General features: G+C 35.0%; 14 protein-coding genes. 10 read left to right on the top strand and 4 right to left on the bottom strand.

From position 1 onward, the window contains the following. The 4 genes from O0955_RS09675 (at position 1) to O0955_RS09660 (ending at position 3,681) form a co-directional block, all read left to right on the top strand. Complete coding sequence (locus O0955_RS09675) at positions 1 to 516, top strand: DinB family protein (protein WP_269427347.1); 516 nt, start codon at positions 1 to 3, stop codon at positions 514 to 516. Between the two features lie 158 nt (positions 517 to 674). Further along, complete coding sequence (locus O0955_RS09670) at positions 675 to 2,000, top strand: alpha-L-fucosidase (RefSeq protein ID WP_269427346.1); 1,326 nt, start codon at positions 675 to 677, stop codon at positions 1,998 to 2,000. A 216-nt stretch (positions 2,001 to 2,216) separates the two neighbouring features. Further along, a complete protein-coding gene (locus O0955_RS09665) occupies positions 2,217 to 2,648 on the top strand; it encodes a DUF2147 domain-containing protein (RefSeq protein ID WP_269427345.1) in 432 nt (143 codons plus the stop codon). A gap of 10 nt (positions 2,649 to 2,658) precedes the next feature. Continuing rightward, positions 2,659 to 3,681 (top strand): WD40/YVTN/BNR-like repeat-containing protein, encoded by a 1,023-nt coding sequence (locus O0955_RS09660; RefSeq protein ID WP_269427344.1) that lies wholly within the window; start codon positions 2,659 to 2,661, stop codon positions 3,679 to 3,681. On the opposite strand, the gene O0955_RS09655 is transcribed toward O0955_RS09660, so the two are convergent. After that, positions 3,678 to 4,529 carry a dienelactone hydrolase family protein gene (locus O0955_RS09655; RefSeq protein WP_269427343.1) on the bottom strand — a complete coding sequence of 284 codons (852 nt, stop codon included), beginning with the start codon at positions 4,527 to 4,529 and terminating at the stop codon, positions 3,678 to 3,680. The genes O0955_RS09660 and O0955_RS09655 overlap by 4 nt on opposite strands. 209 nt (positions 4,530 to 4,738) lie before the next feature. On the opposite strand from O0955_RS09655, the gene O0955_RS09650 reads away from it, so the two are divergent. Further along, entirely contained in the window at positions 4,739 to 5,329 is a 591-nt protein-coding gene (locus O0955_RS09650) for a 2OG-Fe(II) oxygenase (protein ID WP_269427342.1), read from the top strand. A gap of 229 nt (positions 5,330 to 5,558) precedes the next feature. On the opposite strand, the gene O0955_RS09645 is transcribed toward O0955_RS09650, so the two are convergent. Further along, complete coding sequence (locus O0955_RS09645; RefSeq protein ID WP_269427341.1) at positions 5,559 to 6,497, bottom strand: helix-turn-helix domain-containing protein; 939 nt, start codon at positions 6,495 to 6,497, stop codon at positions 5,559 to 5,561. A 345-nt stretch (positions 6,498 to 6,842) separates the two neighbouring features. Here O0955_RS09645 and O0955_RS09640 point away from each other — a divergent pair, with 345 nt between their 5' ends. Then, positions 6,843 to 8,858: a M3 family metallopeptidase gene (locus tag O0955_RS09640; RefSeq protein ID WP_269427340.1), complete on the top strand. Its 2,016-nt coding sequence runs from the start codon at positions 6,843 to 6,845 to the stop codon at positions 8,856 to 8,858. 86 nt (positions 8,859 to 8,944) lie between these two features. Here O0955_RS09640 and O0955_RS09635 read toward each other — a convergent pair whose 3' ends face one another. Then, a complete protein-coding gene (locus O0955_RS09635; protein WP_269427339.1) occupies positions 8,945 to 9,265 on the bottom strand; it encodes a hypothetical protein in 321 nt (106 codons plus the stop codon). Between the two features lie 156 nt (positions 9,266 to 9,421). Next, entirely contained in the window at positions 9,422 to 10,801 is a 1,380-nt protein-coding gene (locus tag O0955_RS09630; RefSeq protein ID WP_269427338.1) for a DUF4932 domain-containing protein, read from the bottom strand. A gap of 491 nt (positions 10,802 to 11,292) precedes the next feature. Between O0955_RS09630 and O0955_RS09625 the strand changes: the two genes are divergently transcribed. The 4 genes from O0955_RS09625 to O0955_RS09610 all read left to right on the top strand — a co-directional run bounded on the left by O0955_RS09625 (position 11,293) and on the right by O0955_RS09610 (position 14,994). Then, positions 11,293 to 11,979, top strand: coding sequence for a hypothetical protein (locus tag O0955_RS09625; RefSeq protein ID WP_269427337.1), 687 nt, complete (start codon positions 11,293 to 11,295; stop codon positions 11,977 to 11,979). Between the two features lie 6 nt (positions 11,980 to 11,985). Beyond that, the gene (locus tag O0955_RS09620; protein ID WP_269427336.1) at positions 11,986 to 13,029 is read left to right on the top strand and encodes a preprotein translocase subunit SecD; all 1,044 of its coding nucleotides are present in this window, start codon (positions 11,986 to 11,988) and stop codon (positions 13,027 to 13,029) included. Beyond that, positions 13,029 to 13,862, top strand: a complete 834-nt coding sequence (locus tag O0955_RS09615; protein ID WP_269427335.1) for an XAC2610-related protein — start codon at positions 13,029 to 13,031, stop codon at positions 13,860 to 13,862. Before O0955_RS09620 ends, O0955_RS09615 begins: the two co-directional genes overlap by 1 nt. Before the next feature lie 76 nt (positions 13,863 to 13,938). Further along, positions 13,939 to 14,994: a hypothetical protein gene (locus O0955_RS09610; RefSeq protein WP_269427334.1), complete on the top strand. Its 1,056-nt coding sequence runs from the start codon at positions 13,939 to 13,941 to the stop codon at positions 14,992 to 14,994. Positions 14,995 to 15,129 lie beyond the last annotated feature (135 nt).

Genomic DNA, 15,129 nt, shown 5'->3' with positions numbered 1-15,129 from the left:
ATGGAAAAGGTATATAAAGAGGTTGATGATGCATTAACCGCATTGCAAACATTATTTGATGGCTTTAGTCAGGAACAAATTAACGCAGTTCCATTTGAAGGCAGCTGGACAGCCGGACAATTGGCCAAACATATGATTATGGCCAATGGTGGTTTTACAGCTATGCTAAATGGTCCGGTTGAAGAAACTAACCGCCCTGCAGATCAGGCCGTGGCAAAGATCAAGGAAGATTTTGAAAATTTCAGCATTAGGATGGAAGCCCCATCCTTTGTAGTGCCGCCTTTAAAAGATTACGATAAACAGGAATTGATCCAAAAACTGAATCAAATTAAGCTGGATATTATTCGGGCAGTCAGTGATTTGGATTTAACCAAAACAACTACCTCCTGGCAGCTACCAGGCTATGGATATTTAACACGGCTTGAGGCAGTTTACTTTGTAACCTACCATACAAAACGTCACATCCGTCAATTGGAAAAAATGCATAATAAACTCAACTCTGATTACAGTCAGTAATTATTTAAGGTTTTCTAAGCCTTAAATCGTTCAGGTATTTTAGAAAAATAATACAATTAAGCTTAAAGATTTGACAATAGCATTGAAAAAAATATTCATCAATTTGGGCTAACTTTAAAATTGAATGACCTGAACACATTCTAACCAATCTATCCCAAATGAAAAAACTTTTATTAAGCACTTTATTCTTTTTAGCGGGTTTTCAATTATTCGCTCAAACCTATACGCCAACTGCTGCCAATCTCGCAGCCAGAAAAACTTTTAGCGATGAACGTTTTGGCTTATTTATTCACTGGGGGCCATTCAGTATTCCCGGTAGTGGAGAGTGGGTAATGAACGATCGTAAATTAACCGTTAAAAATTACACCTTACTCGAAAACTTTTTTAACCCGGTTGATTTTGATGCTGCAAAATGGGTAAGTATGGCTAAAAATGCCGGAATGAAATACATTACCCTGATTACCCGTCATCACGATGGTTTTAGCATGTGGGATACCAAATATTCTGATTTTAATATCATGAATACTCCTTATAAAAAGGATGTTGTAAAAATGATGGCCGATGAATGTCATAAACAAGGTATTAAGCTTAACTTATATTATTCTTTATTAGATTGGAGAAGAGAAGATTACCCACATGAAACGGGTCGGACCGGGCAATCCAGTGGTCGAAAAGGCAAGGGCGATTATGCCAGCTATCTTCAGTTTATGAAAAACCAATTGACGGAGCTGTTAACCAATTATGGAGAAATTGGTGCAATCTGGTTCGATGGGCATTGGGATCAAACCGCACCTGAAGGTCAGGCAGACCGCTCATCGCGTATTGACTGGAAATATGACGAAATTTATAGCCTGATTCACAAACTGCAACCACAATGTCTTATTGGAAATAACCACCATTTAAGCCCATTACCAGGAGAAGATTTTCAAATGTTTGAAAGGGATTTACCCGGCGAAAATAAATCAGGTTTAAGTTTTCAGGAGGCCTCAAATCAATTACCTGTCGAAACCTGCGAAACAATCAATGGATCATGGGGTTTTAACCTGAGCGATACCAGCTGTAAAACGCCTGCAGAACTGGTGCATTACCTGGCTAAAGCTGCAGGTTTAGGAACAAATTTACTACTTAACATCGGGCCAATGCCTAATGGCGATATCCAGCAGGAGTTTAAAGACAGGCTTGCTTTTATGGGAGGTTGGTTAAAAACTTACGGCGCAAGTATTTATGCTACAAAAGCCGGGTACCTAAAACCGCAGGAGTGGGGTTGCACTACCCAAAAAGGAAATAAAATCTTTGTTCATGTGTTTAAAGGCGACAAAGAAATTTCATTGCCAAATTTCCCTTCTAAAAAAATAATCAAAGCTTATTTCTTAAAAAATAGTGTGGCAGTTAAAACAGAATTGAAGAACGGTACAGCGACCATTTCGGCATCATATGACTACAATGAGCCTGATAATGTAGTGGTATTGGAAGTTACAAAGTAATATCGTACCATTGCCGGCATTACCTAATTTATAGGCTGATGAATATTTGAAATTTGTCATATTGGGCCAGCCGAAGTATTTAAGTAAAAGTTTTCGGCAGGCTCAGACTGACAGGCAGGATTTTAAGTGAAATTTAAACCAGTTCTTAAAACTTTAATTATTTTTTCGCGTTACTGTTCTAATCGCTATATTTAAAAACACTAAATAGATTCAGTTATGAGAAAATTCCCGTTTTTAATGCTTCTTTTTGTTGCATTGGCTTATAATGCTGTTGCACAAAATAAAGATGCTATTCTTGGTAAATGGCTTAACCCATCAGGAGAAGGACAAATAGAGATCTACAAAAAAGGAGATAAATATTTTGGTAAACTGGCCTGGTTAAAAGAGCCAAACTTAAATGGAAAACCAAAAACAGATTCAAAAAACCCTGAAGCAAATTTGCAAAACCGTCCGTTGTGGGGCCTTGAAATTTTAAAAAACTTTATTTTTGATGACGGTAAATGGACTGACGGAACAATTTATGATCCTAAAAGTGGAAAAACATATAGCTGTAACATGACCTTAAAAAGTACTGATGTTTTAAATGTTAGAGGTTACGTAGGGATTTCTCTTTTAGGCCGTTCGGAAACCTTTAGAAGAGTAAAATAAATACTGAGAGATGAAAAAAATATTATGGTGCCTTTTTATGGCACCTTTTTTTTGCGCCGGGCAAACGTATAATTTAAAGCCTTTAAACGAAAACACTAAAACAAGTATCAGAGGTTTAAGTGTGGTTTCTAATCAGGTAACCTGGGTAAGTGGAAGTGGTGGCACCATTGGAAAAACAACGGATGGCGGTACAACCTGGCAATGGATAAAACCCAAAGGTTATGAGAAATTAGATTTTCGGGACATCGAAGCCTTTGATGATCAGCAAGCCATTGTTGTAAATGCAGGCTCACCAGCTTACATCTTAAAAACAATAGATGGTGGGCAAAGCTGGACCGAAACCTACAAAAATATGGATACTGCAATTTTTTTAGATGGTTTGGGGTTCTGGGATAAAAATAAAGCCATTATTTTTGGGGATCCGATTAAAAACCAAATGCAATTACTTAAAACGACCGATGCCGGTAAAAGCTGGACAGCGATATCGGCAAATTTGAAACAGGTATTAGCGGAAGGTGAAGCAGGCTTTGCAGCAAGCGGAACAACGATCAAAACTTTGCCAGGCGGTAAAGTTTGGGTTGCAACAGGCGGTAAGGTTTCTAACATTTATTTTTCAGGCGATTACGGTGCGAACTGGCAGGTTTTTAAATGCCCGATATGGCAGGGAGAAAATAGTACAGGCCCTTTTTCTATTGATTTTTATGATGCTAAAAACGGCGTTGCCGTTGGAGGAAATTATGTTAAAGACAAAGAAAACAGTAATAATATTGTACTAACTGCAGATGGAGGCAAAACATGGACAAAGCCAGTTACACCTGTTTTTGGTTACCGCTCTGGCGTAGCTTACCTCAATGCAAAAACTTTAGTGGCAACAGGCACTTCCGGAACTGATATTTCAACAGATGGAGGGCAAAACTGGAAACATATTTCTGATGTCAGCTTTAATTCTGTACAAAAGGCTAAAAAAGGTAATGCGGTTATTTTAGCCGGAAATAAAGGTTTTGTATATCAGCTGGAGCTAAAAGCCAACTAAGCCAATTTAGCCTTAAATAAATCAATGGTTCTTTTCCAGGCAAGTTTGGCTGCGGCTTCATTGTATCTGGTAGGCGAAGTATCATTATTAAAAGCATGGTTTACACCTTCGTATATAAATAGCTGGTAATCTATTTTGTTGTCTTTTAAAGCCGCTTCATAAGCAGATATACCAGCATTTATTCTTTCGTCCAGTCCGCCATAATGCAGCATTACACTGGCTTTTATCTTAGCAACATCAGTTGCATTTGCCTGTGCGCCATAATAGGCAACGGCAGCATTTAATTTTGGATCGTTAACCGCCAGTTTATTCGCCATACCGCCACCCCAGCAAAAACCAATACATCCGGTTTTACCATTACCATCTTTTCTGTTACGCAAATAATTCAGCCCCTTTAAATAATTCTGAAGATTTTTTTCAGGGTCTAATTTTCCAATCAATTCCCTTCCTTTGTCTTCATCTGCAGGCGCACCACCAAATGGCGAAAGCGCATCTACTCCAAGGGCGATAAAACCTTCAGCGGCCACTCTTTTAGTTACATCAATAATATGTGGATTTAAACCTCTGTTTTCATGGATAACCAATACACAACCCAAATGTTTTTTACCTTTAGGTTTAGCTAAAACGGCTTTTACTTCGCCATCTGCTCCAGCATACGTAATGTTTCCTACTTCAATTGAATCATCATCAAAAGAAGAAGCTGCGGCGTAATTGTTTTCTAACAAGGGCAAAATAGTCAGCGCTAAAGCAGTACTACCGGCAATAATTGATAGCCGTTTGATGAAATCTTTCCTGCTTAATTTACTGTGCGTATACTCATCGTAAAGGTTGATGATTTTCTGATCCATGTTAGCCGATTTTTAATTTAAAGCAATATACTCAACAGAAATTATAAGCAAACAATCGTTTCTTAAAAATTACAATACATTTTGCCCTGCCTTTTAAACCTGCCAATCTTTTTTCAGGGTTGAATTTTAGAAAGGGTTTTTTAACCATTTAATTAGATTACCTTACTCCCGGTTACAGCACAATGCTTTAGAAGTGACCAACAACCTTATTGGAAAAAATATTTGATACCATGATCGATAGTTTTATCGAAAATGAAGTTGGTATTGCAGAAAATTTTTTAAGCCTTTCACTGGCCGCTCATTTAAAAGAAAATCTGATTAATTTATTTAACGAAGAAAAATTACTATCAGCCGGAATCGGAAATGATGTAGTAGCGCTGCAAAATAAACTGATCAGGAGTGATGTAATTTATTGGCTCGACAGAAAACACAACGATCCGCACGAAAATGATTTTTTCGATTTGATGGACCGTTTTGTACTTTATTTAAACCGCACCTGCTATACCGGAATTACAGGTTACGAATTTCATTACACCATGTATGAACCAGGCGCTTTTTATAAAAAACATATCGATCAGTTCCAGCATAATGGAAGCAGGCAATTTTCAATGATCATGTACCTGAATTTAGACTGGAAGACTGAAGACGGGGGAGAACTTTGTATTCATCATCTGAACAGCTTTCAAAATATAGCTCCTGAAAATGGAAAAAGCGTATTTTTCAAAAGTGATCAACTTGCACATGAAGTTTTCGTAACGCATACCAAAAGAATGAGCATTACAGGCTGGCTAAAAGTTTAAAACTATAAACAACAAATTGTACCCAATAAACACCATAATTTTGGTCGCTGCTGGTGGCAAGGCTGGAGTGAATGCCGGAGTTACAGTTTCATTATAGAGTATCCGAAGTTTTTAAGGATAAGGTGGCTGTTTTGTAAAGCAAAACCAGTGGCTATTTTAAAGTTATTTCCGCTTTTTGCCCTATCCCTGATGAAAAATCAAGGGGTACCGAAACCGTCCAATATCTAATTTATTTTCTGAAAAATTTTGGCGTACACTGCATCTGGCGCTTAAAAAAAATGTTAAAATTAGCCGGATATTCAAAACCCAAACAATAGGCAATTTGGGCAATATTCCATTCTGTATGTTTTAACAAAGCAATAGCTTCGGTTGCAACCCGTTTTGATATATGCTCAGAAGTGGTTTTACCCGTAACTTCCTTTACTGCATGGTTTAAGTGATTAACGTGTACTGAAAGCCTGCCGGCAAAATCATGGGCTGTTTTAAGTTCTAAAGTATGATCGGTAGAGCCAATCGGAAATTGTCTCTCTAATAATTCTATAAACAATGAGGTTAAGCGTACCGCTGCATTACTGGGTTTGGAGATGTTTTCTGAAGGCAGAATTTTTAATGCTTCATGTGCAATCAATTGAACATAATTGCGTAGAAGATCATATTTGTGCACATATTCGCCATCCATTTCCTGCATCATTTTGCAAAAAAGAGCATTCAAACAATCCTCCTGTTCATCATTAATCTCAATAATCGGATTATCGTTAATGCGGTATAAAAGAGATTCTCTTAAACTTTCGTTCCGGTTATGGATAAAATTATCTGTAAATAAACAAAAGTAGCCTGCCTGTTTATCCGAAGTGCCTTCCCAGGCATAAGGAATATTTGGATTGGTAAACAGTAGCGCACGACCGTTTACCTCAATACTTTTATCAGGATAATGCAGAATGCCGGAACCAATAATCAATGAAATTTTATAAAAATCTCTGCGGTTATAGGGCGATGGGGTAAGAGTACAGTGAGTAGACCTTTTAAACACGTTAAAATGACCCATGTCATTTACCATGTTTAAACTCGGTATAACCATTTCAGGCCGGTTAATTTTTAACCGGTTATAAAAATCTTCTAAGGACTCACTTTTACTTACCGTGTACAACTCCGGATTCTTGGTTAACATAACTCTAAGTACTAATAATATACTAAATTAAGGTTTAATTGCCATTCCATTGGGATTAAGATGTTAAAAAGCAATCCAAGTGTTGAATGTTCAGAACATAGTACAGAAAATTACACTGCAAATTTAGTATAAGGCACTATAATCAAAGTATTCAATTCAAACCAATAATTATGAAAATCAAATCATGTAGAAATGTTACTTTTAGATGATATTGTGACAGAAATCCTGTTATTAGTCATTATTTCTTACATTTATTTATGCTTAACTATTAATTCATGAAATCATCGATTTATAGCTTATTAAACCAATGAGTATAAAATGATGCATCCTTAATCAATTATAAGAATGAAAAAAAAATCTTACCTGCCCATGTTGGCATTACTCGCTGTTATAAGTGCCTGTAACAACAAAACAGAAGATAATGCAGAAGCATTTTCTAGTTCTAATCCGTTTTATGCAGAAAGTAAACTGCCTTTTCATGCACCTGCTTTTGATAAAATTAAAAATACTGATTTTAAACCCGCACTGGAAGAAGGCATGAAGCAGCAAATGGCCGAAATTGAAAAGATTGCCGAAAATAAGGAAGCGCCAACATTTGAGAATACCATATTGGAAATTGAAAAGAGCGGACAACTTTTAAGCCGGGTAAATATGGTGTTTACTTTATTAACAGGTGCAAATACGAATCCCGAACTGCAAAAAGTAAAGGAAGAAGAAGCACCGAAGCTAACGGCCAATAGCGATGCAATTTATTTGAATACGAAGTTATTTAAAAGGGTAGAGGCTATTTATCAAAAACGGTCTGAACTGAAGCTTGATGCAGAATCTGAAAGATTATTGGAATATTATTACCAAAAATTTGAGCTGGCCGGGGCGAAATTATCAGATGTTGATAAGGAAAAGCTAAAGGAGTTGAATAAAGAAGAATCATCTTTGAGTGCTAAATTTACAGCACAATTACAGGCTGCGGGTAAAGGATTAAAAAATACGACTCAACAACCCGAATTGCAATCTATGGCAGACCGTGCAGCTCGTCAAAAACTTTTTGAATCTTCATGGAACCGTGCTGAGAAAGGAGATGCGAACGATACCCGTAAGATCATTTCACGAATTGCTCAAATTCGTGCCTCGCAGGCGCAGTTGCTTGGTTATAAAAATTATGCTGCCTGGAAACTTCAAAATCAAATGGCTAAAACACCCGAAGCAGTAGAAGAATTCTTTAGTAAAATTGTTCCTGCAGCAACGGCAAAGGCAAAAGGCGAGGCTGCAGATATTCAGGCTGTAATTGATCAGCAAAAGGATGGCTTTAAGGTTGAACCATGGGACTGGGATTATTATGCAGAGCAAGTGCGTAAAGCAAAGTATAATTTAGATGAGAACGAGGTAAAACCTTATTTTGAACTGAATAAAGTGCTGCAGAATGGTGTATTTTATGCAGCAAATTTGCTTTATGGGATTAGTTTTAAAGAACGCAAAGACTTACCGGTTTATCAGGAAGACGTTCGCGTGTTTGATGTTTTTGATAAAGATGGAAGTCAGATTGCCTTGTTTTACTGTGATTATTTCAAAAGAGACAATAAAGATGGTGGCGCATGGATGGATAATTTGGTTACTCAATCTAAATTATTTGGTACCAAACCTGTCATTTATAATGTATGTAATTTTACTAAACCTGAGGCAGGTAAACCCGCTTTAATTAGTTTTGATGATGTAACAACGATGTTCCATGAATTTGGACATGGTTTACATGGCCTTTTTGCCAATCAGAAGTATCCTAGTTTATCAGGTACTAATGTTGCACGCGATTATGTAGAATTTCCTTCTCAGTTTAATGAACATTGGGCATCAGATCCAAAGGTGTTAAAAAACTATGCTGTTCATTATCAAACGGGGGCTGCTATGCCACAGGCGCTTTTGGACAAAATTAAAAAGGCAGGTTCGTTTAATGAAGGTTATATTTTTACAGAAGCCTTAGCTGCTTCTGAATTGGATTTGCAATGGCACACCCTGGCGCCAAATGCACCTTTGCAGGATGTAGATAAGTTTGAAACTGATGCGTTAAAGAAAACACATTTAGATTTGTCTTACGTGCCACCGCGCTACCGCTCAAGTTATTTTCTGCACATTTGGAGTAATGGCTATGCCGCAGGTTATTATGCTTACAGCTGGACATCGATGCTCGAAAATGATGCTTACTCGTGGTTTGAAGAGCATGGAGGTTTAAGCAGAGCTAATGGACAACGTTTCCGGGACATGATTTTATCTAAAGGCAATACTGAAGATTTAGGAAAAATGTTTTATAATTTCAGAGGTCATAATCCGGATATTAAACCAATGCTCAGAAAACGGGGGTTGTTATAAATAAGGCAGAATTACAAAAGCCATTCATAACTTATGAATGGCTTTCATTTTTTAAAGAGGTGGGAATCTATAATTGATTTTTCCCTCTACTTAGCGTCTTTTGTAACCTGAATGGTTTTCTCTAAAGCAATTTGGATCAGGTTTTTATATTCAAGAAAATTTTGCTGGCGTAATTCGTCTGTTTCACTTTCTTTAAGCAATTTTCTGCCTTTTTTGATGTCCTGTAACTCATTTTCATAAAGTGAGCCAAATAAATCAGGCACTTTGTTTTTTAATATTCTAACCGAGTGCGAATATTTTTCATAACTGTCATTTAGGATGGCTAAACTTTTTTCGTTATAAATAGCTAAACCATTAATGTTTTCGGACAACTTTTCCAGTTTTCCTCTTTCTTTTGCGTAACCCATAATTTCGGTGAAGATACCTTTTATTTTTAAGGATACGCCTCAACATTTTTCTGATATAAAATGGAGGTGTTATGAAGGAAAGCATTGATTTTATCTAATCTTACAGTAAACCTGTAAAATCCGGAACGACATCAAGCCATTGAATACAGTAATATTTTAATGAAATTGAGAAATAATTTCGCTTATTTTTTGGTCGTAAGTTTTAGTAAAATATTCATTGTTATACCAATATTCCAGTTTTTCTACAATTTGGGGTAAATAGATATACGATCTGTTTTCAACATTGTCTTTTAAAATCTGCTCTGCTTTCTTATCATCTTTTATTAATCTGGCGATAACCACTTCGCCTGCTCTGTTGAAATGCTCGTAAAGGCATATTTTCCATTGGTTATAACCTTGTTCAGACATTTTACTCTTGATAGGATCAAAAAGATATTCTTTTGACTGAATAATTTTTTCGTCCACTTTATCTACCACCGGATTTACAAAACAATGCCCAAACTCATGGATACAAACTGTTCTTAAAGATATGGTATTATCAAACCCTAAATTCAAGCTGGAAGGATTTTCTATTTTTTCAGGTACGTTGAAACTTCCGAAGACATTTCCAATCATATTATCATTTCCAACAGCAAAGCCCTGGCTAAAAGGAACTGTCAAACTCGGATACAAGTTGTAATTTTCTATTTCTTTACCATAAAAGTGTTCCATTTCCGTAATGAAATTTTCTTTAGGGATATTTTTTGAGACCTCAGAAATCATTTCCTCATAATAAGGTTTGTATTTTTCCAGGTAATTTTCAAATCGAATCTCTTTACAAAAGTCATTGAAAGCAGTTACAAAATGCTTTGCATCATCTAAAGATGAAAAGTGACTTAGAAATTTATTGTCTGGTTTAACTATTGCATTGGGGAAATTATCCAGACTCAATACAAAATTTGAAAAATGCAGATAAAAATCTTTATCAAGATAAGATTTTATCGTTTCAAGATTTTTGGATTTTAAATATGGCTTAAATTCATTTGCAATTTTTAGTGTTAAGGCATAAAAATCTTTTACTTTAACATCTTTACCATTTATATTAAAAGTTTGTTTTTCAGAAATGCCATTGAAATCTTCATAATTAATGAGGAAATTACTTAAGGCCAATAATTCAACATTTGGATTATAATTGACTTTGATTTTTTTGATTTCTAAAACAGGATACTTCAAAGCAAACGAGCCCTTTGCATGTGTTCCAATAATTTGAATTTCTACGTTTTTATTTAAAGGAAATTTATTGTGATTTACCTTGTTTATTTTCGGAATTACTTCATTTTTATTTAGTAATTCCAATTTTCCTGAAGAGTTTTCTAATTGAGAACTTAGATAAACCAGCTTATTTTCCTGCGATTTGAATTTGATTTTCTCTTTTCCGTTATATCCATCAAACGAAGCAAACCACGAATTATTTATCTGTTCGCTTTTCAGGTTTTTTGAAACATAACAAGAACAAAAAAAGATAGTGCTGAATAGAAGTAAAATTATTTTTTTCATTTCTTTTATTTAGATGCAATTTCCCATTTTTTATTAAACAAATATAAATGAATAGTATTATTAAAAAATTTGTTGGTTAATAGTCTTAACGTCCATCTGCATTTTTAAAAAAAAACATTTACAAATATTTTGTTAAAGGCTACGGATATGGGATGAAAGCCATCGAATATTAATTTAACTTTTTTAAGAAGTTTTCTATTGCTACATTTAAATATTAATTCACAAATGCATGAATTAATATAGCTATTAATATGCTCTTGTTAACCGTAAAAGTAAACTACGATTTAACAGAGTGTATCAGCCTGAAATATAATTGATAAATCATACTGAATTGCAAATTTCACGCTCGGTTTTTCCATTGAGCTTTTGTATAAAATTGAATAATTACGCTTCGATTCCTACCGCCTTCGTCTATCGGCGAAGGTTGGTAGTATTTCTGGTATAAGTTCAACGATAAAATCTCAATATTTGAAAATTCCAGTCGGTAACCAATGAGAAATACAGTTTTTACGTTTCGCGGGCTTGATGCCAAAACAGAACTCAGGTTAGCCTTATTATTAATTATTCCGTCGCTAATAATCATGCTGGGAACTTTATATGCAATCAATCTGATTTTTCCAAACGGATACTTTTTGTCTGGTCTTGTTTTTTCAGCAACATTAACAGTCGCCATAAGTACCCTTATTTTAAAACAATTGGTTAAAAAAATAAGGAATAACAAATGGGACATAAAAATTGAAAACGAGCAGCTTGATATAAAATTTAAAGACATAACGTATAATCTGCATTTTGAAGATATCAAAATGATAAAGAATATTGGAAATGCAGGATTGCGTTATTTAACAATTAAAACGAAGCAAGAGGTTATTAAAATAAGGGTGGGAAATGCGGCATTTGCACCATTTTCTACACAGGAGGATATAGACGAACTGGACGCCTTTGTTGAGTTTATCAAACCTTATATCGATATGCATTTTAATAAAAAAATATTAAAAAATATAGCAAGGCCCAATATTATTCCAAATTTTGGAGTTTATGTGGTAAAAGGTGAGAAAATAAAATATTCGCTGATAAACAAAATGACTCCTGTACAGGTAGCCCTTTTTATTTTAGGTATAGGTGTTTTAGTCATGATTTTATTCATGAACGGATTGATATATTTTATAGACAATAAGTAAAACTGAATGAAAAGATTTATAGCATTATGTGCAGTATCATTTTTTATAACTTATGGATTTGCTCAACAAAACAATAAAGATTTGCGTTACAAACAACTAAGCGGACGTTACGGTAGTACTACAGAAGGGATTTACCTGTTTGATGATGGTAAATTTCTATTATACGGTTATGCCACAGCAATTTTTGGTAATTATGGTTTTGAAAAAGATTACTTACTTTTTTCTCCCGATAAGCCAAAGTTATTTGAAGTTTATGCTTATCAAAATAAAAGTATGGCAAATGGTACAAGGGTAAATTTTTCAGGTTTTGACCGGGGTGGAAAAACTTTTGTACAATTTGAGGGTGAAAGCATAAAAAGAGTGTTTAATAAAGATGCCAATTGTTTTGATGGACCATTTGTATATGAAGCCAAAAAGAAACCTAAAAACATGGTGCTTTCAATACTTGAAGAAGCCCAATGGAGCGGGGAAAAGATCAATTATTCGTGGCTGTATAATAATGATAAAGGTTACAATGATTTTATTTTGATATATAACAAGCCAACGCATTATTATGAAAATTTTAAAGGAATGATCTCTGCGCTTAAGGATAAAACAGTTTTGAAGCTAGCAGGATATTTAGGCAATAAAGATTTTTTAAAACAACAGTCCAACGAAGATCAGCAGCAATGGTTAGAAGTTTTGGAGTGGAAAAAACAATATTATATTTCAAAAGATCGTGTGGAAGATGTACTTTTTGTTAATAAGCATTATAATTCTTTCACTCCGCCAGATTCTCTGAATTATGTTTACAATGAGGCATCAAATGAATACATTAGTAAACATGCCGCAGAAAACGAAGAATATTACCGTCAAAACCAATATAATGCAGACCATTATTTGAGGAAATATGTCAAATTAGAACCTGTAACCAAAGGCAATGCCCGTTTTTCAGAAAATGACGTTTCAACTTCCAGTATTTTTTATACGGTTTGTGGCGAAGGTTCTGAAAAATCATACCATTACAACGGATATCAAAAATATCCGGAAGAATTGAAAAAAGAAAAATAATGAAAAGGTTTTTACTTATAATGCTGTTATCCGTATTGATGATCAATGTAAATGCACAGCCGTTTACTTTGAAATCTGCAGGTGAAACAAAAGAATTCTCTCTCCAAATTTATTTTGGAACAGGAGGCAAGGGCGCTTGTGTGCAGTACAAGGGACAAAAAGGTATTATACCCTTAAAAATAAAAAGTTATGTAACTAATCTTACTGTTAAACCAACTTTTGATACCTACGTGTGGGATGAAATTATAGACGGAAAGGTTAATGGAAGCTATGGGCTTACTATATCGGGACTTCAGGATGTATTTGATATTTGGTATGAGCGGAAAAAAGACGGGAAACGTTTTAGGCTTGAACAGGTTGGAGGAAAAGGGGAAGAGCCCAATGGTAACGACAAATATCTTTTGCATGATGTTTTACTTTCCTTTAATAGTTTTAACGATGACAAATTAACAATCAGCTATCCTGATGGAACGAAAACAACTACGATATTGCCTTCTATCGATGCTTTGGTTCTTTCAAGACAGAGTATTATTGCCGATTATAATTTTGATGGATATGACGATGTAGCTTTTTCTATACCTGATGCCGGAATGGGCGTTTACAGGACTTTCAAAATTTTCCTTTATAATTCTAAAACCAAAAGATTTGCTGCTCTAAAGGAACCTGATTATGCTAAATCCAATTGCTCCTGCCTTTGTGATGTTACGATAAATAAACAAAAGAAACAGTTGTACACCGCTTGCCGCGGCGGAGCCCGCTGGTGGCAGGATGCATATCATTTTAATAAGGAAGGTAAATTAGTTTGGGTAAGTTCGCGTGAAATGAACGATTAATTTTAATTAAACAATTATGAAGTGCCTGTTGATTTGCAGAACCATAAAAATTAAACTTGCATTTCCTCATCTACTAATGAAGAAAAATAGATTAATATATGGCATTATAAGTATGTTGCTGATGATTTCTTGCAGGAATGAAATCAAAAAAAATACACAGAATAATGTTCGTGATACAATTTCCAGAACCAATCCAAATATAGAGAAGGGGAGCATTGCCAATAAAATGATGGAAAATGCTGTACCTGCAGCCCTTTACTCAGTTAAGAATGCCAGGGATGAAACAATAGGGATTCATGCTGCTGAAGCATCAGCACATAGCCGTTATTTTCTGGTTGGAGATACGAATTTTATCACGGCTTCCAGATATATAAAGTCCGATGGGCAATACCGGCAAATAAAAACAGATACTTTGCTTGCAAATGAATACACTTATACCGAGCTGGATTCGAACCACTTTGTAAAAAAGAAAATCAACAATAAGGATTATGTTTTACTCACGGTGAAAGAAACTTTTAAAGGGCAGGCTGTAACATCAATCGACTTGAATTTTATCATGCTCGATTTAAACAGTATGGAATATTACACGCTGAGGTATGTAGGCGAGCATTCGTTAAGGTGCTATGATTGTATAGATGGTTCATTTACAGAAAATAAACAACTTGATAAATACCCTGATATTAAAAAGGCATTGTACCAATATGCCAATGAAAGCAAATGGGTTTACCGGCCTGCAGCAGCAGAAAAAAGTCCGGATTACTACAAAAATTACGAAGTTAAGTGGGATAAGGACAACCAGGCTGATTATCATTTAGCAAACGGACATTCGGATATTCCCGAAACCATTTACAGTACTTATTATAAAGAAGATTTATTTAAAATTACCGGTGATCGTGCAACTGCTACAACGATTGAAAACAGCCGTTTTATTATTGCTTCTTATTTCAGGGGAAATATTTTAGGATATGATAAACAGAAAAAATTATATTTTCCTATTTATATTGAAAGTTGCGTAACGGGTTGTGATAAAAAAATAAAATTTACATCCGGAAATGCTATTGAGGCAAAATATGATGAATATTCTGCAAATAAAGTATATACCATTAACCTGGACGAGATAAAATTCAAATAAAATAGTTCATCTGTTTCAGTAAGACTGATGCGATTATAAGCCTGATCATTTTTTACGAAAGCCAAAAAAGCCATCATTTCTGATGGCTTTTTGTTCGATTTGTTTATTGTACTCGGGGCGGGAAGCGAACCTTTC

The organism is Pedobacter punctiformis, assembly GCF_027213715.1.
GTDB lineage: Bacteria > Bacteroidota > Bacteroidia > Sphingobacteriales > Sphingobacteriaceae > Pedobacter > Pedobacter punctiformis.
Note: the sequence above shows the minus strand (reverse complement) of the source record. Positions and strands in the feature narration are given on the sequence as shown.

Bases quoted from the DNA above. Each gene is read 5' to 3' on its own strand.
- O0955_RS09635 (WP_269427339.1), bottom strand. From the start codon at position 9,265: ATGGGTTACGCAAAAGAAAGAGGAAAACTGGAAAAGTTGTCCGAAAAC.
- O0955_RS09640 (WP_269427340.1), top strand. From the start codon at position 6,843: ATGAAAAAAAAATCTTACCTGCCCATGTTGGCATTACTCGCTGTTATA.
- O0955_RS09660 (WP_269427344.1), top strand. From the start codon at position 2,659: ATGAAAAAAATATTATGGTGCCTTTTTATGGCACCTTTTTTTTGCGCC.
- O0955_RS09630 (WP_269427338.1), bottom strand. From the start codon at position 10,801: ATGAAAAAAATAATTTTACTTCTATTCAGCACTATCTTTTTTTGTTCT.
- O0955_RS09665 (WP_269427345.1), top strand. From the start codon at position 2,217: ATGAGAAAATTCCCGTTTTTAATGCTTCTTTTTGTTGCATTGGCTTAT.
- O0955_RS09675 (WP_269427347.1), top strand. From the start codon at position 1: ATGGAAAAGGTATATAAAGAGGTTGATGATGCATTAACCGCATTGCAA.
- O0955_RS09670 (WP_269427346.1), top strand. From the start codon at position 675: ATGAAAAAACTTTTATTAAGCACTTTATTCTTTTTAGCGGGTTTTCAA.
- O0955_RS09620 (WP_269427336.1), top strand. From the start codon at position 11,986: ATGAAAAGATTTATAGCATTATGTGCAGTATCATTTTTTATAACTTAT.
- O0955_RS09615 (WP_269427335.1), top strand. From the start codon at position 13,029: ATGAAAAGGTTTTTACTTATAATGCTGTTATCCGTATTGATGATCAAT.
- O0955_RS09655 (WP_269427343.1), bottom strand. From the start codon at position 4,529: ATGGATCAGAAAATCATCAACCTTTACGATGAGTATACGCACAGTAAA.
- O0955_RS09625 (WP_269427337.1), top strand. From the start codon at position 11,293: ATGAGAAATACAGTTTTTACGTTTCGCGGGCTTGATGCCAAAACAGAA.
- O0955_RS09645 (WP_269427341.1), bottom strand. From the start codon at position 6,497: ATGTTAACCAAGAATCCGGAGTTGTACACGGTAAGTAAAAGTGAGTCC.
- O0955_RS09610 (WP_269427334.1), top strand. From the start codon at position 13,939: ATGAAGAAAAATAGATTAATATATGGCATTATAAGTATGTTGCTGATG.